Origin of the sequence: Paenibacillus pasadenensis (genome assembly GCF_023715725.1) — a bacterium.
In the GTDB taxonomy this organism is placed as follows: Bacteria; Bacillota; Bacilli; order Paenibacillales; family Paenibacillaceae; genus Paenibacillus_O; species Paenibacillus_O pasadenensis_A.
This window is the reverse complement of the sequence record NZ_JAMBOT010000005.1, coordinates 1-19921: the sequence shown is the minus strand read 5'-3', so window position 1 is coordinate 19921 and position 19921 is coordinate 1. Positions and strand designations below refer to the sequence as shown.

At 52.6% G+C, this 19921-nt stretch carries 20 protein-coding genes, 1 pseudogene and 1 CRISPR repeat array; of the genes and pseudogenes, 18 read left to right on the top strand and 3 right to left on the bottom strand.

Going from position 1 to position 19921, the window contains the following annotated elements; genetic code table 11:
- Positions 1-63 precede the first annotated feature (63 nt).
- The 8 genes from M3223_RS13745 (at position 64) to M3223_RS13710 (ending at position 7256) form a co-directional block, all read left to right on the top strand.
- Entirely contained in the window at positions 64-1191 is a 1128-nt protein-coding gene (locus M3223_RS13745; RefSeq protein WP_251562372.1) for a D-alanine--D-alanine ligase, read from the top strand.
- A gap of 159 nt (positions 1192-1350) precedes the next feature.
- Positions 1351-1668 (top strand): hypothetical protein, encoded by a 318-nt coding sequence (locus tag M3223_RS13740; RefSeq protein WP_251562370.1) that lies wholly within the window; start codon positions 1351-1353, stop codon positions 1666-1668.
- Positions 1665-2687: a UV DNA damage repair endonuclease UvsE gene (gene uvsE / locus M3223_RS13735; protein WP_251562368.1), complete on the top strand. Its 1023-nt coding sequence runs from the start codon at positions 1665-1667 to the stop codon at positions 2685-2687. The genes M3223_RS13740 and uvsE overlap by 4 nt, the downstream gene beginning before the upstream one ends.
- Before the next feature lie 99 nt (positions 2688-2786).
- Positions 2787-3608: a sulfite exporter TauE/SafE family protein gene (locus M3223_RS13730; RefSeq protein WP_251562366.1), complete on the top strand. Its 822-nt coding sequence runs from the start codon at positions 2787-2789 to the stop codon at positions 3606-3608.
- A 110-nt stretch (positions 3609-3718) separates the two neighbouring features.
- Complete coding sequence (locus M3223_RS13725) at positions 3719-4555, top strand: inositol monophosphatase family protein (RefSeq protein ID WP_251562364.1); 837 nt, start codon at positions 3719-3721, stop codon at positions 4553-4555.
- A gap of 134 nt (positions 4556-4689) precedes the next feature.
- Entirely contained in the window at positions 4690-4935 is a 246-nt protein-coding gene (locus M3223_RS13720; protein ID WP_251563027.1) for a hypothetical protein, read from the top strand.
- Between the two features lie 226 nt (positions 4936-5161).
- On the top strand, positions 5162-5587 hold the full coding sequence (locus M3223_RS13715) for a MarR family winged helix-turn-helix transcriptional regulator (protein WP_251562362.1): 426 nt from the start codon (positions 5162-5164) through the stop codon (positions 5585-5587).
- Between the two features lie 52 nt (positions 5588-5639).
- Positions 5640-7256 (top strand): MFS transporter, encoded by a 1617-nt coding sequence (locus tag M3223_RS13710; protein WP_251562359.1) that lies wholly within the window; start codon positions 5640-5642, stop codon positions 7254-7256.
- A gap of 91 nt (positions 7257-7347) precedes the next feature.
- Here M3223_RS13710 and M3223_RS13705 read toward each other — a convergent pair whose 3' ends face one another.
- On the bottom strand, positions 7348-8115 hold the full coding sequence (locus M3223_RS13705) for an alpha/beta fold hydrolase (RefSeq protein WP_251562356.1): 768 nt from the start codon (positions 8113-8115) through the stop codon (positions 7348-7350).
- Positions 8116-8298: 183 nt separating this feature from the next.
- On the opposite strand from M3223_RS13705, the gene M3223_RS13700 reads away from it, so the two are divergent.
- Positions 8299-9105 carry a (2Fe-2S)-binding protein gene (locus tag M3223_RS13700; protein WP_251562355.1) on the top strand — a complete coding sequence of 269 codons (807 nt, stop codon included), beginning with the start codon at positions 8299-8301 and terminating at the stop codon, positions 9103-9105.
- Positions 9106-9169: 64 nt separating this feature from the next.
- Here M3223_RS13700 and M3223_RS13695 read toward each other — a convergent pair whose 3' ends face one another.
- Complete coding sequence (locus M3223_RS13695; protein ID WP_251562353.1) at positions 9170-10015, bottom strand: patatin-like phospholipase family protein; 846 nt, start codon at positions 10013-10015, stop codon at positions 9170-9172.
- Between the two features lie 221 nt (positions 10016-10236).
- Entirely contained in the window at positions 10237-11115 is an 879-nt protein-coding gene (locus M3223_RS13690) for a serine/threonine protein kinase (RefSeq protein WP_251562351.1), read from the bottom strand.
- A 146-nt stretch (positions 11116-11261) separates the two neighbouring features.
- On the opposite strand from M3223_RS13690, the gene M3223_RS13685 reads away from it, so the two are divergent.
- The 9 genes and pseudogenes from M3223_RS13685 (at position 11262) to cas2 (ending at position 19420) form a co-directional block, all read left to right on the top strand.
- Positions 11262-11441 (top strand): hypothetical protein, encoded by a 180-nt coding sequence (locus tag M3223_RS13685; RefSeq protein WP_251562349.1) that lies wholly within the window; start codon positions 11262-11264, stop codon positions 11439-11441.
- Positions 11442-12043: 602 nt separating this feature from the next.
- The gene (locus M3223_RS13680) at positions 12044-12181 is read left to right on the top strand and encodes a hypothetical protein (protein WP_251562347.1); all 138 of its coding nucleotides are present in this window, start codon (positions 12044-12046) and stop codon (positions 12179-12181) included.
- A gap of 430 nt (positions 12182-12611) precedes the next feature.
- Positions 12612-12767, top strand: a complete 156-nt coding sequence (locus tag M3223_RS13675; RefSeq protein ID WP_251562345.1) for a hypothetical protein — start codon at positions 12612-12614, stop codon at positions 12765-12767.
- A gap of 321 nt (positions 12768-13088) precedes the next feature.
- On the top strand, positions 13089-15338 hold the full coding sequence (gene cas3, locus M3223_RS13670; RefSeq protein ID WP_251562343.1) for a CRISPR-associated helicase Cas3': 2250 nt from the start codon (positions 13089-13091) through the stop codon (positions 15336-15338).
- A 39-nt stretch (positions 15339-15377) separates the two neighbouring features.
- The gene (gene cas5c / locus M3223_RS13665; RefSeq protein ID WP_251562340.1) at positions 15378-16031 is read left to right on the top strand and encodes a type I-C CRISPR-associated protein Cas5c; all 654 of its coding nucleotides are present in this window, start codon (positions 15378-15380) and stop codon (positions 16029-16031) included.
- On the top strand, positions 16028-17896 hold the full coding sequence (cas8c, locus tag M3223_RS13660) for a type I-C CRISPR-associated protein Cas8c/Csd1 (protein WP_251562338.1): 1869 nt from the start codon (positions 16028-16030) through the stop codon (positions 17894-17896). The genes cas5c and cas8c overlap by 4 nt, the downstream gene beginning before the upstream one ends.
- A gap of 86 nt (positions 17897-17982) precedes the next feature.
- Positions 17983-18861, top strand: coding sequence for a type I-C CRISPR-associated protein Cas7/Csd2 (gene cas7c, locus M3223_RS13655; protein WP_251562336.1), 879 nt, complete (start codon positions 17983-17985; stop codon positions 18859-18861).
- Positions 18862-18918: 57 nt separating this feature from the next.
- Positions 18919-19122: pseudogene (locus M3223_RS13650) on the top strand (subtype I-C CRISPR-associated endonuclease Cas1); the annotation flags it as partial.
- A 7-nt stretch (positions 19123-19129) separates the two neighbouring features.
- Positions 19130-19420 carry a CRISPR-associated endonuclease Cas2 gene (gene cas2 / locus M3223_RS13645; RefSeq protein ID WP_251562334.1) on the top strand — a complete coding sequence of 97 codons (291 nt, stop codon included), beginning with the start codon at positions 19130-19132 and terminating at the stop codon, positions 19418-19420.
- 172 nt (positions 19421-19592) lie between these two features.
- A CRISPR array of direct repeats spans positions 19593-19888; the repeat unit is 32 nt; unit sequence GTCGCTCCCCGTGCGGGAGCGTGGATTGAAAT.
- Positions 19889-19921: the final 33 nt, after the last annotated feature.

The following is a 19921-nucleotide window of genomic DNA, read 5'->3' as shown; positions in this document are numbered from 1 at the left end:
CGGTCCGCATGAGCGGGAACGGTTGTTGGCATCCTAATTTCTAGAGGTTACCGGAGGGCTAACATGGGAGAGAAAATACGCGTCGGGCTAGTTTACGGCGGCAAATCGGGCGAGCATGAGGTGTCGCTGCAAACCGCGCTGGCGGTTATGGGGGCTTTTGATTTCGATAAATACGAGATCCAGCCTTTCTATATCACCAAGGCGGGAGAGTGGCGCTCCGCAGGCGTGCTGCTGCAGGCGCCGGATAACGTGGAGCAGCTGAAGCTGGCCGGGGGCGAGAACAGTTCCGCTCTTGCGCCGGTGTTCCGCGGACTGGCAGGCTCGCCGTCCGGGGAAGCCGCGCTGCAGACTGCTGCGGCAGCCGCAGCTCCTGAGAAGCCGATCGATGTGATTTTCCCGCTGCTGCACGGCACCTTCGGGGAAGACGGCACCATTCAGGGGCTGCTGGAGATGGCGAACATTCCTTATGTCGGAGCGGGCGTGCTGGCATCGGCGGTTGGAATGGACAAAATTTTCATGAAAAAGGTATTTGCCCATGAAGGCTTGGCCCAATGCGTATACCGGCATTTCAACCGCACGCAATGGGAAAAGGACCATACGTTTTTCATTATGGAAATTGAAGTGGCGCTCGGTTACCCTTGCTTCGTCAAGCCGGCTAACCTGGGCAGCAGCGTCGGCATTTCCAAAGCCCGCAACCGCGAGGAGCTGATTGCGGCCGTTGATTTTGCGCTGCGTTATGACCGCAAAGTTATCGTTGAGGAGTTCATCGACGCGCGCGAGATCGAGGTGAGTGTGCTCGGCAACGACGAGCCGCGCGCATCCGTGCCGGGCGAGGTTATCAGCTCCGCCGAGTTTTATGATTACAACGCCAAGTACGTGGACGGCAAGTCGGTCATGCAGATTCCAGCCGATATTCCGGCGGAGACGGCGGAAGCCGTGCGCGAGTTGGCGGTTCGCGCATATCTTGCTATCGACGGCTCAGGCTTGTCGCGCATGGACTTTTTTATGCGCCGGAGCGACGGCCAGCTGCTGATCAACGAGGTCAACACGATGCCGGGCTTCACGCCGTACAGCATGTACCCGCTAATGTGGAAGGAATCCGGCGTCTCCTACCGCGAGCTGCTCGATACGCTAATCGAACTGGCTATAGACAGGCATGCCGATAAGCAAAAAATCGAGTACGGCGGCTAATTCCGCTCCACGAGCGTGCTTTCTCCGCATTCCGGCGGGGAAAGCGCGTTTTTTGACCGCCAGGCGTCAAATGACTCCAGTAAACAATGAATGTAAATCGGCAGCCGCCCCCGGTATCGGGCAGGCGCTGAGCCGGCATCCACTAAGGAGGGACGAGCCATGGGCTTCGCGACAGAGTTCAATTCCGTCTGCAAATTCAAATCCGCGCAGGAGCTGTACGAGCTGCTGGAATACGGCAAGGGAAAAATGGTCAAAAGCGGCTTCCGCGTATTCCCGACGGGACAAAAGGTCATCGCTTATACGCCGAACAACGAGGCCATCGCCATCGTGCGCATCCTCGCTTCCATCGCCGAGATCAATTTCCAGGGAGATGAAGTAACCCAGGTAGAAATGGAATTGGTGCGCAAGCTGACCGAAGAGGAGGCGCGTGTGCAAACGGCGCTCGCCCATGAGATGTTTTTTGGTGAGCGGGGATGATTGTCCGTTTCGGCTTTGTCGCGATGAGCCTGCTGCTGGAGAACGCTTCTCCTTCGCGCACGATGACCTATACAAACTTCGCGAAGCTGGACGACCGGGAAGCGGGACTGGCCAGGCTGGAGCGGATTGCCGAGGACAATTTGCAGAACACGCTGCGCATTCTCAAAAACAACCGTTACTCCGATATTCATATGTACCGCTTCTCGTCCAAGCTTATTCCGCTTGCCACGCATGAGGCGCTCAAGGATTGGAACCCTTATCCCGCGCTCGCCGCATCGTTTGCGGAAATCGGGGAGTTCGTGCGGAAGCACGGCATGAGGGTGAGCTTCCACCCGGATCATTTCTGCGTATTCAGCACGCCGAGACCGGAGGTGCTGGCCAAATCGGAGGAGGATCTGGAGCATCATTTGCGCATGCTGGAGGCAATGGGGCTGGATGAACGGTATAAATGCAATATCCACGTTGGCGGCGCGTACGGAGACAAGCCAACCTCCGGCGAGCGGTTCATCCGCCAATTCGAAGCGCTGGATGCCCGGCTGCGCAACCGGGTAACGCTGGAAAACGACGACAAAACGTTCAATGTGCGGGAAACGCTCGATATTGCCGAGAGGACAGGCAATCCGGTCGTGCTGGACATTCACCATCACTGGGTCAATGCCGGAGGAGAGACGCCGGAGTCGCTGCACGGGGAGCTGTGGCCCCGTATCGTACAGACGTGGATGAAGGAGCAGGATCGGCTCGGGCTAGACGGTGGGCCGGACGGCCTGCCGCCGAAAATTCATGTTTCCAGTCCGAAAAGTCTCAGCGACCCGCGCGGCCATGCAGACCATGTGGAGCCGGGACAGCTGCTGGAGTTTCTGCGCGGAGTCAAGGATTCCGTGCCTAATCTCGACTGCATGCTGGAAGCGAAGGCTAAGGATCAGGCGCTTACAACGCTTATGGACGAGATGCGCCGTCTGGCCGATGCCGGAGAAAACATCCGCATCGTGGACGGCTCGACCATAGAGCTGCAGCGGTAGGGAGCAAGGAGAGCGGTGGAACGAGCAGCAGAGCGGCCGGTATTTTTCACCGTGCGTTAGTGCAGCCTCTACATCGCCGGAAATGGAGATAACGAATACATGCTGGAATGGGTACTGATTTTGCTGACGGGTGTCGTAGCGTCCGTGTTCGGCAGCATCGTCGGGTTAGGCGGAGGCATCATTATCGTGCCGGTGCTGCTGCTGCTCGGGGTGCAGCTGACCGGAGCTCCAATCCCGGAAGCGACAGCCGTTGGCACCTCGCTTGCCGTGCTGATCGTAACGGCGCTGGCATCTTCGATGACCTACGCCAAACAGCGCAAAGTGGATTTCCGCAGCGCATGGCTGCTGTTCATTACGAGCGGCCCCGGCGCGATGCTCGGCTCGGCGCTGACGTCGGCTTTTCACGGGGGCGCATTTCAGCTGAGCTTTGGCATTTTTATGCTGCTGATGGCTCTGCTGCTCATTATGCGCGACCGCATCAAGCCGGCTCAGCGCAGCTGGCCGATTACCCGCACGCTGACGGACGGAGCGGGCGCCGTCCACGAATATGGATACAGCCTGCCGCTGCTGCTGGGCATCGGGCTGCTGGTCGGCCTCGTATCGGGCTTGTTCGGCATCGGCGGCGGATCGCTTTTTGTTCCGGTCATGGTGCTGCTGTTCCGCTTCCCGCCGCATGTGGCAACCGCCACCTCGATGTTTGTTATTTTTCTATCGTCGATTAGCGGTAGTGTTGTGCACGGAGCGATGGGCGAGATCGATTGGCTGCTCGTGCTGGCGCTTGCGCCGGGCGCATGGCTGGGCGGCAAGGCCGGGGCCTGGATAGCAGGCAGAATGAGCGGCTCGGCGATTTTATGGCTGCTGCGGATTACGCTGCTTGTGCTGGCGGTCCGGCTGATCTGGCAAGGGACGTCTCAGTTATAGGCAAAAAAATAGGAAACAACATGCGAATGCCGCCCGTATTGGAAGGCATCCGCATTTTGCATGGGCATTATGGAAAGGCTTCCACACAGATAGGGGAAAGAGGGAACAGGATGAATGAGCAGATAGTAGGCAGTAAAAGCTTCGCCGCCGTTGCGATCAACTGTGCGGCGAAGGCTGGGGAATGGATTATGTCCAAGATGGGCTCACACGGGACGCTGAGCCAAAAAATGTCCTCGTCCGATCTGGTGACTGAGGTGGACAAAGGCTCGGAAAAGCTGATTCGCAGCTTAATCCGAATGAACTTTCCGACACATTCCTTCCTTGGGGAAGAAGGAGTAGAGCCGGGAGCGGAGGCTTCGGCCAAAGCTTTGGCGGATGTGCGCGACGCGGAATACTTGTGGATCGTCGATCCGATTGACGGCACGACAAACTTTGTTCATTCCTATCCGTTTTTTGCGGTGTCCATCGCTCTGGCCCACCACGGAGAGGTCATATTGGGCGTCGTGTACGATCCGTTCAAGGATGAGCTTTTCATCGCTGAAAAAGGAAAAGGCGCCTATGTGCGCGGCCGCCGCATGAGCGTATCGGGTGAAACGACGCTGAACACAAGCCTCGTCGCAACTGGTTTTCCGGCGGATCAAATGACTACGCTGCCGCACAATATGGCGCAGCTGCAGCATCTTGCGCCGAAGGTGCGCAACATCCGCGCAGGCGGCTCCGCGGCGCTTAACCTTGCTTACGTGGCGGCAGGCCGGCTCAGCGGCTACTGGGAGAGCGGCCCTAACAGCTGGGATCTGGCCGCAGGATCGATTCTCGTCCAGGAATCGGGCGGACGCATCGGCGATCAGGACGGTACGCCTTATCATTTGGGCGTGCGCAGCGTGATTGCCACCAACGGTCATATTCACGATGAGCTGCAGACCGAGCTGGCTAAAGTCCAGGCTTAAATCGCAGAGGCTGAAAAGGGATCTCGGAGCGCCGCAATGACTATAACTGTTTTGCGCATGGCGAAAAGGGACAAAATAAGCTAAACTACAACTAGATTGAGATTCAACAATCGGTTAAGTATGGAGGGATAACTATGACAGAACGTAACGAAGCCGTAGAGGCGGAAGCGTCTGCCGTACAGGCTGAGAACGAGGCGCAGGAAGCCGAACAGCCGAAGAAGATGTCGCTCGCCGAGGCGGCAAAGCTGAAGCTTCAGCAGAAGAAGCAGGCTCAAGCGGTTGGCAAGCAAGGACAAGGCGGCGCTCAAGGCGGAGCCAAGGAACTGCGCAGCCAGCTGAACAAAAAGCCGAACAATCAGCGCAGACGCATGGGCGTCTAACAAATTACATCACATCGCTGCCGCTTGTCGGCGCTTCAAGCCGTTCCGCAGATGCGGGACGGTTTTTTGCTGTTTTTTAGCGCTGCCGGCGATCGCAATTTTTACATCTCCAGCGGCGACCATTTTTGGACATAATAATGGGCGAGCCCTATTTCCAAATCAGTTGACATCAAAATAGTTAAAGTAGTATAAATATATCATTGGTTTAATATTAAGGGGGTGCGCAATGGCAGCGGAGGCGCAACGATTTCATGCCGCTGTTCAAGCGTTGATTCAAAGCCTGGAGTTATCCATGCAGGATGTGTTAAAGGAATGCGGCATGACGAGGACACAATTGTTCGTTTTGCATTTCGTTAAGCTTCACGGCCCCTGCAAGCTGGCTTTGATCGCGGAGAAGATGGATGTGAAGCCGAGCGCTGTCACCGTCATGATGGACCGTTTGGAAAAGAGCGGTTACGTGAGACGGAGGCATGACACGGTGGACCGGCGGGCTATCTTCGTGGAAATTACCGAGGTGGGCGAGCATGTGATGAAGGAGTTCAGGCGGCATCGGGAAAAGCAGATGGGCGGTTTATTATCGCGGCTGAGTCCCGAGGAAATGGGCACCATAACGAATCTGATGGAGAAGCTGGCGGCAAGCGAGATTAATTAATGAATCCTGCAATCTTCATGGAATTGTTTAGAAACAAGGAGTGAGAATAGGGATGGAGCATTTAACACATAAACGCAAAGTATCGATTATGATTGCCGTCATGGCGGCGATGTTCTTTGCAGCTATTAACCAGATGATTACGAGTACGGCGATGCCGAGAATTATTGCGATTCTGGACGGCATGGAATATTACACCTGGACGATCAACATTTATTTGCTGACGTCTACGATCGCCACCATTTTGGTCGGCAAGCTGTCGGATATGTTTGGGCGTAAGCCGTTTTTGCTGATCGGTATTTTATTGTTTATTATCGGCGCTTTCCTGACCGGTACTTCAACGGATGTTTATCAATTTATTATTTATCGCGGTATTCAAGGTATCGGAGCGGGTATTATTCAGTCCACCGCTTTTATGGCTGTCGGTGATTTGTTCCCGCCGCGCGAGCGTTCCAAATGGATGGGCCTGATGACGGCCGTATTCGGCTTCTCCAGCGTGCTTGGCCCGACGCTTGGCGGATATTTGGTCGATCACATGGATTGGCACTGGCTGTTCTGGATCTTCCTGCCGCTTGGCGTAGTCGCGTTTTTCATGATTCTGCTTCTGTTCCCGAAAATGGAGCGCAAACAGGGCGAGCAGGTGGACTATTTCGGCTCGCTGTTCATTACAACGACGATTGTTCCGCTGCTGCTAGCCTTCTCCTGGGCCGGCACCACCTACGCGTGGGGCTCGTGGCAAATTTTAAGTCTGCTTGGCGGAGGGATCTTGTCCGCAATAATTTTCGTGCTGGTGGAGCGTTACGCACGCAACCCGATATTGCCGCTGCATCTGTTCAAAAACCGTATCGTTACCGTATCCAATACAATCGGTTTTCTGATGAACTTCGGCATGATGGGCGCGATGATTTACCTGAGCTTTTACGTTCAGGGCGTTCAGGGCGTATCGGCTACGTATGCAGGTTATGTCACCATGCCGATGTCGGTCTTTATGGTCATTACGAGTGCTTTTGTTGGTCAAAGAATATCCAAATCAGGCAAGTACAAACGTTATGCGCTGATCGGGGTTCCGATCATGATTATTGGCATGGCCATTATGATTTTTATGGATAATGTATGGATGGCCGCACTTAGCATGGGGATTTTCGGCATCGGAATCGGCATGGGCATGCCGGTATTTTCGCTGGCAACGCAAAATGCCGTGTCTCATACGGAGCTTGGCGTCGCGACAGCGTCGTCCCAGCTGTTCCGTAACCTTGGCGGCACAATCGGCATTGCCGTAATGGGCACGGTTATGTCCAACAATCTGGAGCGTCATCTGAAGGAAGCGATGACTTCGCCAAGCGCGCCAGACCTCAGCAAGCTTGATCCGACGCTGAGGGATCAGCTCATTGCATTTGCCAATCCGACGAATCTGATGAATCAGCCGCTGATCAAACAAACCGAGCAGGCTCTGCCGGAAGAAGCGAAGGCGCTGTTCGCCGCGATGCTGGATGGGATCCGCCACGCGCTCGGCCAAACGCTGTCGCTCGTTTTCCTTGTCGGCACTCTTGTACTGTGCATTTCCCTGCTGCTAGTGTTTTTCCTGAAAGAAATTCCGCTGCGCACAAGCAATCAAACGATCGCAGCCAAAAAGGAAGACAATGCGACGGTAAAGCTTCAAGGCGAGCATTAAGCTGACTGCATGTGTATGACAAATACAGCCCCCTGCCATCATGGCAAGGGGCTGTATTTTTTGGAAAAGGATGTTCGAACAGCAGCCAGCATTAATCTCTTGCCGCCTCCACCAGCTTGCGGGCGATCAGACCGGGATTCGTTTTAACGGTGGACATATGGTCGCCTGGCGCTTTAATAAGCCGAAATACGCCAAGCCGCAAGGACATATGGGGATGCCAGCCGTACCCCTCCCCTTGCGGGAGCACGCCGTCCGTCGTCAAATACAGATAACTTCTCGGAATGGGCAGGGAGTAGAAGCGGCTTAGATTCAGCTTTTCAAATAAAGGTCCGGCCGGTTCCGGGAGCATGCGGCTGTATAAGTATTGGGCGAGCGGACCGTCGGCAAGATTGGCAAACGTCTCCCGGAACAGCCCGTAAGGCAGCATAATCGTGTTGTTTCCGGACGCTTGAGTCAGCTGTTTGAACGCTTCCACAGTAGGCGGCGGGAGCTGATCGGCGAGAGTTTGGCCGTCCTGCAGCACAAAAGCGTTCATGAACACATTTCTTTTCACACGGTCGGGAATCAGCTGAGACGTCGTTTGGACGATTGTGCCGCCGAAGCTGTGTCCCACTAAAATAATGTCCTTCAAATTCCGGGATGTGATGTAGTCCGCGACGGCCTGTGTAATTTGGGCTTGTGTCACGTTCGGATTGTTGTCCCCTCCATGACCCGGGTATTCAGGGACATACACGGTATGGCCCATTCTTTGCAGCTCTGCTGACGTCTCCTGCCAGTAGCTCGCGTCCGCCCAGGAGCCATGAATGAGAACAAAGTTCAGACGCTCTGTTTCCTTGCTTGAGCGGTATACATGTGTCATGCGGGTTCCTCCTTGCCGATCGCGGATCCGCGTTGGGCTCATTGTGCGGGATTGCCAGCAATCAGGCGTTTCATGTTCTTAAATCTATATGATTAAACCGAGCGGCAGATTCCCGGGCTATGCCAGGTGTGATAAGCTTGGTGGTGAGAAGGACTTATTTTAACCGTTGACGAGGTGAACAACATGGCTGATGCTTCAAGCTTTGATTTCGGCCTAATTAAGACGTTTAATCATATTTCACCCGAGGGAGTGGAAGAGCCGGCCTTCGAAATGGAGGCGGAGCACTTTTTGAACCCGGAGCTGCTTGGCGGGGCGCTGGATATGGGCGGTGCTACCGTTCAGGCGACAAGCCGTACGCTGCCGGCCTCTTTTGTCGGTACAACGCTCGGCAAGCTGCTGCTCACGCAGGCGTATCTGTATGCGATGTACGAAAGCGTTGCGGATCTTGGCGCGGACAACCTTCTCTTCCAGGTGGAGCTGCATGACGATCACGCGCATCTGGGCTTCCGCATTAAGGAGCTGCGCCCGACGGCCGTGCCGGCGGAGTCAGCGAAGGAATGGCTAAGCGAGTATTTCAGCGCTTATGTACAAAGCTTTCTCGGCCCTGCCGTGGAGGCAGTCGCGGACGCCGCTTCGATTAAACCTGCTGCAATATGGCAGCAATACGGCGGGATGCTGGAGTATATGAGAGAATATCTGGGGACAGTGCCGCTGCCGGAACTCATTAAAGCCCGCTTCGAGCTGGGCTTTGATGTTTTGACCGGGCTGGCGCCGGACATTTTCGGGGTTCGCCGCAATCCGTTTGTGTACAAGCCGCGTTACTGCGACAATCCCTATGAAACCGGCGGCGACAAGCTGCTGATGCAGTCCTCCTGCTGTTTATACGATCAGCGCCAGAACGGCGAAAAATGTTACACCTGCCCGATGCTCACGCCGGAACAGCGCGATGAGCGCAGAAAACAGATTGTGGCGGAGCTTGCTGCGGGATAGAGTCTAGCTGGAAAAATGAAATGAGCCGCCTCTCCTGTACGGGGGGCGGCTCTTGCTTTTACGATCATCCTTCGGATATATAGTCCAGCACATGGTCTATATTTTTCAGTCCGTATTCGTAGCCTCTCTGGAAGCATTCATCCGCCCTGCGCACCTCAAGTACCGTCACATCAAAGATAGCAGGATTTAAATAAATTCCGAAATCAGCTACGTTACGGTCAACATTGCGTTCCGACACGATATCCAGGCTATGTTTGAGGATCGAAAATGCGCCGCCGACCTGGACGACCTCGCCCGCGTAACCCAGATCGCATGAAATGACTTTTTCGGCTCCCGCCGCCCATGCCAAGTCAGAAGGAAGATTGTTGACGACGCCTCCGTCCACTAACACCCGGCCGCCCAGCTTTTTAGGGATGAAAATGCCCGGCATCCGGCAGGAGGCCGCCACCAGCTCGCTCAGCTTGCCTGTCGTTAATGGCAGAACTTCAATGTGGTCGTCATTGATTTTTGCCGGGTCAATGGAGGGCTCGTTGGTGAAAATGACCTGCGTGCCGTTAATCACGTTGGTGGCCACAAAAGCCAGCGTGGACTTGGCAGAATAGAGGCCTAACGCGCTTTCCAGCTGGGTTTCCAGCTTCTGCCCTTTATAAAGGCCTTGTATTTTTTCCGGCGTAAAAACAGAGCGGAGTATTTCCCAATAAGCGAGGTCCTGCACGCTTGAAGTTTTTTTGTAAACATCGAGAGCGTTCTGAGGGGTATATCCAACAGCTAAAAGAGCGGCGACAATCGCTCCGCCGCTTGTACCCACATAAATATCCGGCTGAATTCCGTGCTCCAGCAATACCTGGGCGATGCCAAGCTGAGCCGCACTCCGAACGCCGCCTCCGGATAAGGCCATTCCGATCCGCAACTTGCCTTCCTCCTCACGCGCGATGCACCGTTTGCTAAGCAGAGGAGATGGCCGTTTCGGCGATTTGCTCTGCTGGAGCAATATATGTGAGCGGAAAAAGGGAGGTGACGGCGTGTCTGGGGCGCAAGTAAAACGGCAGCGCCCGGCCCCGCCAACGTATTTCGTCAAATCATCAGGAGATGCCGGCAGCTGACCGTTTGTTTTGATGGAGGCCGCTTCGGTTAATTCGGCAAAGAGGCGATGAGCTGCTCCAGAGCCGTTAGGCATTCGTCCGCCGAGCGGAAGCCGGGTTCATTTTTCTGCAGAAGTCGTTTAATGAACCGTTTCACTTCGAGTGGAAGGTCAAGCTCATCTTCCCAGTCCAGCTCTTCCTGTTCTCTCTCATACTCATATTCGGCGTATATCATGAACAGGAAAAAATGTCCCAGACCGTACAAGTCGCTGGACGGATCGGGCCGTCTCATTCTGCGTTTGTCGTTGGACCAGCCGCTTCCCGCCGGTGAATTCCTGTCTTCGAAAGGGTGATATTCCTTTAAAGCGATTCTCAGGTGTTCGGGCAGAACTTCGCCGATCCGGCAGGCGAGTCCGTAATCGATCAGATACAGGCATCCGTCCTTGTCGATTACGTTTGGAATGCGCACGTCCCGATGCACATAACCTGCCTGATGCAAGTGTGCAAGCGGGTGGAGCAGGTCTTTGAGAACGTTTAGAGCTTGTTTTAACGTGAAGGTTTTTTGCTGATCGATTAATTCATGCTCTAAATTGTCCCCATCGATAAGCTCCATGACAAGCGCGGTGCGGCGGCCTTTTTGTTCGTAGCGGAGCCACTTTGGAATTTGCGGATGGTTTAATTGCCGCAGTATATTGCTTTCCCGTTCCAGCAGCTCTGCGCTGATATTCTTTTTGCTCGGCAGGCTGCGCTTCAGCAGGACTCGTTCGCCGGTTGTTGTGTCGGTACAGGCGTAAGCTTGGCCGTAGCTTCCGCGCCCCAGAAATTGTTCAATCCGGTACCGGCCCAGCCAAACGCTGCCGTCGGCAAGGGGAAAGTCTCGCCAGGTTAAGATGAAGTCTTTATATTTGTTAACGATGCCAGTCCACATAACGTACCTCCGGGGCCTAAAAAAGGATTATGAGCAAATTTTCAGAAACTTGGTGGCCGGTCAATCGTATTAGCATCTAAGTACGGAAGCATACGCATGGATGTCCGCAATGTTTCGCCAACCTTACTATTTAGGAGGTTAATGATATGATCAAACAAATCATCAAACGGTTATTGTCCTCGGCAATGGGCAGCAAAGGCCATCATGGCAACCACTACGGGCACGGACCACGGAAATACAGCAGCAGCGATTACAAGCATCGCCACGGCCGCCCGCATCAAGGGCACGGGCATTACAAGAAGAAGTATAGCAGTTATTCGAGCTAAGCAGCGTACGGGGAGTCGGTTCCCCGTGCGGGAGCGAGATCAGCCGGTCGCCTTGGGGCGGCCGGTTTTTTGTGTTGTGGGGAAGGGGCAGAGCTAGGAGAGAGATCTAGACAGCTGCTTGAGGGAGCATTTACAATTAGTGCGAACCCCAAGCTCACATGAAATGCCTGGGAGGTTCGCACCTGGCTCTGGGCGCGGGTTCCGAGGGATATGAGGGCGAATTTCGAGTCATTTTTGTAGCTAAAAAATCATTCGCACTAAAGCGCTTCCAATACCTTGCTGTATAAGGGCTAAAAACGCCCGCCGTCGCTCCCCGTGCGGGAGCGTGGATTGAAATGTTCCAACGCTGACAATGTCGGTTCCTCCGTCCGGGTCGCTCCCCGTGCGGGAGCGTGGATTGAAATACAGCCCCATTGCCAGGCGCAGGAGGCGACAGCCTAGGTCGCTCCCCGTGCGGGAGCGTGGATTGAAATCACGGGTTGAAGGTGAGCGTGAGCTGCTTGTAGTGTCGCTTCCCGTGCGGGAGCGTGGATTGAAATAACTAAGGAACAGATTGTGATGCCGGTTGTTGAGACGGTCGCTCCCCGTGCGGGAGCGTGGGATTGAAATCAGTGGAGGAGCTATACGGCCCATCGGTGCCGGGCGTCGCTCCCCGTGCGGGAGCGTGGATTGAAATTGTACAGCTTGAAATGAGCATGCACGTACTCGGACGTCGCTCCCCGTGCGGAAGCGTGGATTGAAATTGGATCACCATCCCACATCCCGGCATCGGCTATGTCGCTCCCCGTGCGGGGGCATAAATTGAAGTAAGTGATTTAGATAGGTACGACTTTAAAAGTATGAATTCGTTGCTATTCAGACTATGAATCTCCTCAAAAGAACCTCATCCATAACGGTGGGGTTCTTAGTGCTGAAAAACTATTGGGGGCGTGGTCGATCACCGCTTTTCCAATTCTTTTAGTTCCCTTCTGATTAATCACCTATGCTCCTATCACATCCAGTAAACAACGTTTTGACAAAAAGATCTATAATTTTCCTTGAATGAAAAGGAATTGGAAGAAAAATGTTGAAATAAGAGGTCTATCGGACTATTTGGCATCAATTACCTGATTCTTTAATACTAAAAAAGGTTTTTAAATGTGCAACAATATTTTTACAAGGAGGGCGTAAATGGTCTTTATAGCCCATATTCGAGAAAGCGACAAAGAAATTCAAACCGTGTCAGAACATCTGATTGGAGTGCAGACTTTAGCCGAGCTGATCGGCAGCAAGATGCAGATTAGTCATATTACAGGGTTGAAAATCCGCCGGTCCGGGGATCTGTAGATCATGCAACAGCGGGTGGGCGTCTGTTGTTCCGTCTCTTTCATCCTTCCAAGGTGAGTGCAAAGTCACAAGTTGAAGGTCTTCCTTTCGATTGTGTTCAGTAAAATCCCGTAAGGCTGAGAACGCCTTGGAGATAGAGAATTCGGTTAGATTTCAAGGCTCAGTTAAGGTAATAGGCCGCTGCAGCGTAACTGTGGATGACCCAGGTTCATCTATAGCTAAAGATAAAAACAGCGAGGGAATAGTCTTCTTGATTAGAAATATAGGTCCATAGATATGATGAGGTGCGAGAATTGTTTGGATTCGACAGGAGGGGACGGATTGTTATTTTATGCACACAGCCGGGATGACGGATGTTTTCAACTGTTAAAGGAACATTTGGAAGAAGTTGCCAAGCTATGCAGGGAAAATGCGGATGCTTTTGGCTCCGGGGAGTTGGCTTATCTTGCAGGGCTGTTCCATGACATTGGGAAATATTCCGAGCTATTTCAGCAAAGGGTGCGAGGACGTAACGTACGCGTAGACCACTCCACCGCCGGCATGCAGTGGATCATGGACAAACGTTCGTACCACAAGTATATCGGAACGATCGGAGCGGCCAAGTATTTGGCGCAGCTGGTTGCAATGGCGGTGGCGGGTCATCATGGCGGACTCCAAAATTACGGTACTCGGGATGAGGATGGCTCGTTTATGAAGCGGCTGTCCAAAAGCAGCGAAGAAATTCCGCCTTGGCTGTCGGCATGGGAAGAAATTGCGGTTCCTGCGGCTAAAATATCATTACCGCCTTCGTTATACCAGGAACTGCTGTCCGAGCAGAAGGCGCTGCTTGCCTGGAAATATAGCTTTCTAGGCCGCATGCTCTATTCTTGTTTGGTGGATGCTGACTCAATTGATACACGCAATTTTACAAGCGAAGCAGACCGTCTTCTGGTTAAAAAACGTCATCAGCCGTCGATGGCGGAATTGTTGACCCGCTTGAACCACTACTTGCACCTTCTCGAGAAGAAAAAGCAGGGCGGCATTAACAACCAGCGCAGACGAATTCAGCAGACATGTAGACGGCGAGCGCGACAGGAGAAGCGGCAGTTGTTTACATTGTCGGTTCCGACGGGCGGCGGCAAGACGCTTTCTTCTATGGCCTTTGCGCTGGAACATGCGGTGGAGCATAAGTTGCGGCGCATCATTTATGTCATCCCTTTTACGAGCATTATCGAGCAGAATGGCTATGTGTTCCGCAAAGCGCTGGGAGACGATGCGATTTTGGAGCATCACAGCAATTTTAATTTCGAGGAATACGAGGAAAATACCGATCCTGAAAAGGCAAGGCTGCTCAAGCTCAGTGCGGAAAATTGGGATGCGCCTGTTGTTGTAACGACGTCGGTTCAATTTTTTGAATCGTTATTTTCAAATAAACGCAGCAAATGTCGGAAGCTGCACCAGATTGCAGGCTCCGTCATTGTCATTGATGAGGCGCAAAGCTTGCCAAGGGGATATATGGCGCCTTGCTTGTATGCGCTGCAAGAGCTAGTTGATCATTATAACTGCTCGGTTGTGCTCTGTACGGCCACACAGCCATCATGGGACAAGCTGGGCTTTCCTGCGAAGGAAATTATGGACGAGCCGTCCCCAGAAGATCTGATGGACGCATTTGAACGGGTCAAAATGAACCCTTACGGCTCGGTCGACGAACCGGTATTGGATGAGACGGTAGTCGATTGGATGCTGGAGGCACAGCAAGTTTTATGTATTGTAAACACGCGCAAGCATGCCAAGCTGTTGTTTGAGCGGCTCAAGGTACAGGCGTCCGAAGCGGACGGTCTGTACCATCTAAGTGGGCGTATGCATCCTGCACATCGGCAAAGCGTCATCAAAGAGATTCGTGAGCGGCTGGAAGATCCTCGCGGATTGCCTTGCCGCGTAGTTTCGACACAGTTAATTGAAGCAGGCGTCGACATTGATTTTCCGCTTGTTTTAAGGGCGATGGCTGGTCTGGACTCGATCGCGCAAGCGGCTGGACGCTGCAATCGCGAGGGCAAGCCAGAACTGGGTGAATTGCGCGTTTATTATCCCGAACGACATGGTATGCCCTCCAAAGGCTGGATGAAAGAAACGGCGGTGGAAGCGCAGCATGTGCTGCGCTACGAGGAAAATGGCCTGTCGTTATCGGCGATGAACAACTATTTCGACCGCATCCATGGTCTGAATGACAATACGATGCGCCAAAAAACGGATGCTCGCGGCATTATGGATCTGCTAAAATCCAAAAATTCGAACCTTGAAATTCCTTACGAAGAAATTGCGAATCGGTTCGAGTTTATCGACGGTCAAATGATAAGCATCGTCATTCCGTTTGATCCGAAAGCACAAGAGGCGCTTTCAGAACTTATGCATAGCAAGTATCCGGCGGCTGCCTTACGCAAACTACAAGTTTATTCTGTTCAAGTATATCAGTATGAGTTACAGGCGATGCTTGATGCCGAGTTGCTGGAAAGTAAGCGAGGCGTGCTTTGTTTGACAGGCTCTGCTTTCTATGACAGACAATTGGGTTTACTACAGCTTGACGATTTGTAGGAACATGAAACTCGAATTTTTTAGAAAGGAGCTGCCCTAATGGGTTTTGGAATCAAGCTCAAAGTATGGGGAGATTACGCCTGTTTTACACGGCCTGAAATGAAAGTGGAGCGGGTCAGCTATGATGTCATGACGCCATCAGCGGCTAGAGGCATTTTGGAAGCAATTCATTGGAAGCCCGCGATTCGCTGGGCAGTGGATCGAATTCATGTGCTGCAGCCGATCCGATTTGAGAATATACGGCGCAACGAGGTGGAGTCCAAAGCTTCGGCCAAAAAAACGGCGATTTATGCTTCTGATTCGAAGGAGCGGCAGCAACGGGCTGCCCTGGTGCTCAAAAATGTCGTCTATATTATAGAGGCACATTTTGAGATGACTGACCGTCAAGGGGAAGAAGACAACCCTGAGAAGCATTACAACATTTTTTTGCGGCGGGCGAGGCAGGGACAATGCTTTCATCGTCCGTATTTCGGGACGAGGGAGTTTCCGGTCAGCTTTGAGCTGATTGAGGAAGCGTTGCCTAATACGGTCTGCCCGCATCCGGGAGCGATTGATCTGGGCTATATGCTGTATGATCAGGATTTTCAGCTCAATAACAAAGGCGAGGTCGTATCAGTAACCCCTTATTTCTTCCGGGCGCAAATGGTGGATGGTGTCATCCAGTTGCCGACCCGGCAGGAGGTATTCCTATGATTTTGCAGGCGTTACATGCTTATTACTACAAACTGCTGGAGCAGGACGGGGACAGCGTGCCGAAGGACGGTTATTCGGAGGCCGCAGTATCTTTTGAAATTCATCTAGATACCGACGGGCAAGTTTTGGATATTACCTCCGACACGAACCCAAAGGGGAAAACAATCAAGCGAAGCCACAAGGTGCCGGAACAGGACAAACGCTCCAGCAATATTTATCCGTATTTTCTATGCGACAAAGGGGAGTATTTGTTCGGCGGTGCGCTGGGAATGCGGGCTGGCTGCCGGAAAGCACTGCAGATACTGTGGCGAGAGGTGCTAAGCTATGCCGCCGTCGACAAGGCGGAGTCGCTGCCGGAACTTGAGGCTTTACTACGGTTTGTCGAGTGGACGGAAGAGGAACTTGCCGATCAGCTCCATTCGCGAATACCAGAAGAAACGCGTACCGAGCTGACCGGCGGCGGCCTGTGCATATTAAAATATGCGCCTTCCGGCCGGTTTCTGCATGATAATCGGACGGTACAAGCTGCCTGGGAGAGGTATTTGCGCCGTAACGAAAGCGGTGCGGACGATACGGACCCGCTGCAAACCTGTCTGGTGTCCGGCGAGCAGGTGCCAGCAGGCGAACTTGCCCGACTGCACCCCAATATTAAAAATGTAATCGGCGCTCAATCATCCGGAGCGGCGGTTGTATCTTTCAACAAGGAATCATTCGTTTCTTACGGTAAAGAGCAGTCCTATAATGCCCCGACTTCCAAAAAAGCGGCCGATGCTTACGGCTATGTGTTGAATAAGCTGCTCGCCGTTCCTAGGCATCACGTTCGTATGAACGATATGACCGTCGTGTTTTGGGCGCATTCCGAGCTTGATCACGAGCAGCTTTTTGTAGCCAGTTTGATGCAGGAGGAGCCGAGCGGCGAAGATGAGGTAGGCCGCGGGCAGCCGCCCGATCCCGACAGTATCCGTGAACGGGTTAAAAGCGCAGTCGCTAGAGTTCGTTCTGGTCAGGAGTTCCGCGACACGTTTGCGGATTTAAACCCGAAGACGACCTATTACGTGCTGGGCTTGTCTCCAAATGCGGCCCGTTTGTCCGTGCGCTTTTTTTATCGGGGGACGCTTGGCGAAGTCGGGGAAAAGGTGTGGCAGCATTACAAGGATTTGTCCATTGTCGGACTGGAGCGGACGCCGACAATGCGGCAATTACTGCGCGAGCTGGCGGTTGGCCGGGACTCCAGCAACATTCCGCCGAACATGGAGGGCCAATTATTTCGTTCCATATTACAAGGGTTGCCGTATTCAAAATCAATTTTTGTCCAACTGATGAACCGGATACGGGCGGATGCGGATGAGCCGCGCAAAGGACTGTACAAAATCGGCAGTGTCCGAGCGGCGATGATTAAAGCCTATTTGCTGCGTGTGTATCGAAACAAAGGCCAGAATACAATGGAGGAGGATTTGACCGTGGCGGAAAATATACATTCAAACAACGTAGCTTACAATTTAGGCAGGCTGTTTGCTTGTCTGGAAAAAGCGCAGACAGATGCGCTAGGCAGAGGAATTAATGCAACGATTCGCGATCGTTTTTGGGGGGCGGCGTCCGCTTCACCGGCGACTGTATTACCGCGTCTGATTAATTTGGCTCAGCATCATATTTCCAAGGATGAGAAATGGGGCAGTCGCAATAACAAAAATATTCGCGATGTGGTCGACCTGCTGCCGGAAAGTCTTCCTTCCCGCTTGACGCTAGAGGAGCAGGGCATGTTTGCAATTGGTTATTATCAAAAACAGGCCAGCTTTTATAGTTCTACCAAAGGTGTGGATAAAACGGATGAAATTGGCGACGCGGCGAAGGATGAAACGTCCTAAAAGACGGAGTAGAGCTTGAGTTGACGCGCAGCCTCCTTTCTACCCGATAACATACAAATTAGAAATTTAGAAGGGATATGAGGACGATGGAAAAAAAACCGCTTACTAAGCGTTATGAATTTGTGTTGCTGTTTGATGTGGAAAATGGAAATCCGAACGGCGATCCGGATGCCGGCAACCTACCGCGCATTGATCCGGAAACAGGTTGCGGACTTGTGACAGATGTTGCAATCAAACGGAAGGTACGCAACTATATTGAGCTGGCGCAGGGGGATGCCGACTCCTATGCGATCTATGTGAAAGAAGCGGTTGTCCTGAACAATTTGAACAAAGAAGCGTTTCTTCATCATCCGGACATGGAATTAAAGGAAAACAAGCCAGATAAAATGGCGGCCAAAAAACGGGAGGATCAGCAGACGCTCGCCCGCTGGATGTGCGACAAATATTACGATATTCGGGCGTTTGGCGCAGTGATGACGACCGGAATCAACTGTGGTCAGGTGCGCGGACCGGTGCAGTTCAGCTTTGCCAAAAGCATTGAGCCAATCGCCCCGATGGATGTCACGATTACCCGCATGGCGGTCACCAATGAAAAGGATGCCGAGAAGGAGCGAACGATGGGCCGCAAAAGCATTGTGCCATACGGATTGTACCGCATGGAAGGATTTATATCCGCTCCTCTGGCTAATCAAACGAATTTCGGTGAGGAAGACCTAGAGTTGCTGTGGACGGCACTGATTAATATGTTTGATCACGATCGCTCGGCCTCCAGGGGGAAAATGGCTGCGCAAAAGCTAATCGTCTTCGAGCACGAAAGCCGTCTTGGCAACGCCCCGGCGCACAAACTCTTCCAGCTTGTGAAAGTGGAGCTTAAACCGGAGGTGAACCTTTCGCGTTCGTTTGACCATTATGATGTGACGATTTTACCGGCTCCGGCGGGTGTACATATTTTGGAAAAACTATAGCTCAACACTTTTTTGACCATGAATGGGCGGTTTCTTGCTAGGGTTATCGGTAAAACCAAAGAAAACGGCGCGGTCATAATGACCGATAAAGCCAGAAAAAAGTTTTTAGTCGCTTGGCAGAGTAAAAAGCAAGAAAAGATGACCCATCCCTATCTTGGAGAAACAATGCAATGGGGATTAGTACCGCATGTACAGGCGCTGCTTCTGGCCCGATATTTACGTGGTGACTTGGACGAGTATCCACCATTTATGTGGAAGTAGGGGTTGTATGCTAGTCATTATTACTTATGATGTAAGTACCTTGACGGCAGCGGGTCAATCTAGACTTCGCAAGGTTTCAAAACTATGCCAAAATTATGGACAGCGGGTGCAAAACTCTGTTTTTGAATGTCTGGTTGATGCTGCCCAATGGGCAGATCTTCGGCACAAGCTTGTTCAACTCATTGACCCCAAAGAAGATAGTCTGCGCTTCTACCAGTTGGGCAATAACTACAAAAATAAAATTGAGCATGTCGGTATCAAGGAATCACTTAATTTGGAAGGCCCATTGATTTTATAGGTGCGAACCCCAAGCTCACATAAAATCCCTGGGAGATTCGCACCTGGCTCTGGGCGCGGCTTTGGAGGGATTTAAGGGGGATTTCTGATTTATTTTTGCAACTAAAAAAGTCATTCGCACTAAAGCGCTTTCAAAACTTGTTATATAAGGGCTTAAATCGCTCGCTGTCGCTGTCGCTCCCCGTGCGGGAGCGTGGATTGAAATTGAAGGATATTGCTTATCTGTATGAAAGCAGCACTGGGTCGCTCCCCGTGCGGGAGCGTGGATTGAAATCATTACCAGTTCGGCACCCGATCCAGCACTCGGTGTCGCTCCCCGTGCGGGAGCGTGGATTGAAATATTTGAAAACAAAAAAAGCCACCCGCAATGGATGGTCGCTCCCCGTGCGGGAGCGTGGATTGAAATATTCGCCCCCCTAGAATAGTAGTATGTCGAACTCGCTCCCCGTGCGGGAGCGTGGATTGAAATGATCCATAAGGATGGATCGATGGCGTTCACTGG

What these genes read in the sequence shown, in the direction of transcription:
- cas2 (WP_251562334.1), top strand. Translation starts at nt 19,130, where the DNA reads ATGCTAGTCATTATTACTTATGATGTAAGTACCTTGACGGCAGCGGGT.
- M3223_RS13705 (WP_251562356.1), bottom strand. Translation starts at nt 8,115, where the DNA reads ATGACACATGTATACCGCTCAAGCAAGGAAACAGAGCGTCTGAACTTT.
- M3223_RS13720 (WP_251563027.1), top strand. Translation starts at nt 4,690, where the DNA reads ATGACAGAACGTAACGAAGCCGTAGAGGCGGAAGCGTCTGCCGTACAG.
- M3223_RS13740 (WP_251562370.1), top strand. Translation starts at nt 1,351, where the DNA reads ATGGGCTTCGCGACAGAGTTCAATTCCGTCTGCAAATTCAAATCCGCG.
- M3223_RS13700 (WP_251562355.1), top strand. Translation starts at nt 8,299, where the DNA reads ATGGCTGATGCTTCAAGCTTTGATTTCGGCCTAATTAAGACGTTTAAT.
- M3223_RS13725 (WP_251562364.1), top strand. Translation starts at nt 3,719, where the DNA reads ATGAATGAGCAGATAGTAGGCAGTAAAAGCTTCGCCGCCGTTGCGATC.
- M3223_RS13690 (WP_251562351.1), bottom strand. Translation starts at nt 11,115, where the DNA reads ATGTGGACTGGCATCGTTAACAAATATAAAGACTTCATCTTAACCTGG.
- M3223_RS13715 (WP_251562362.1), top strand. Translation starts at nt 5,162, where the DNA reads ATGGCAGCGGAGGCGCAACGATTTCATGCCGCTGTTCAAGCGTTGATT.
- cas5c (WP_251562340.1), top strand. Translation starts at nt 15,378, where the DNA reads ATGGGTTTTGGAATCAAGCTCAAAGTATGGGGAGATTACGCCTGTTTT.
- M3223_RS13685 (WP_251562349.1), top strand. Translation starts at nt 11,262, where the DNA reads ATGATCAAACAAATCATCAAACGGTTATTGTCCTCGGCAATGGGCAGC.
- M3223_RS13675 (WP_251562345.1), top strand. Translation starts at nt 12,612, where the DNA reads ATGGTCTTTATAGCCCATATTCGAGAAAGCGACAAAGAAATTCAAACC.
- M3223_RS13710 (WP_251562359.1), top strand. Translation starts at nt 5,640, where the DNA reads ATGGAGCATTTAACACATAAACGCAAAGTATCGATTATGATTGCCGTC.
- M3223_RS13730 (WP_251562366.1), top strand. Translation starts at nt 2,787, where the DNA reads ATGCTGGAATGGGTACTGATTTTGCTGACGGGTGTCGTAGCGTCCGTG.
- cas8c (WP_251562338.1), top strand. Translation starts at nt 16,028, where the DNA reads ATGATTTTGCAGGCGTTACATGCTTATTACTACAAACTGCTGGAGCAG.
- M3223_RS13745 (WP_251562372.1), top strand. Translation starts at nt 64, where the DNA reads ATGGGAGAGAAAATACGCGTCGGGCTAGTTTACGGCGGCAAATCGGGC.
- cas7c (WP_251562336.1), top strand. Translation starts at nt 17,983, where the DNA reads ATGGAAAAAAAACCGCTTACTAAGCGTTATGAATTTGTGTTGCTGTTT.
- uvsE (WP_251562368.1), top strand. Translation starts at nt 1,665, where the DNA reads ATGATTGTCCGTTTCGGCTTTGTCGCGATGAGCCTGCTGCTGGAGAAC.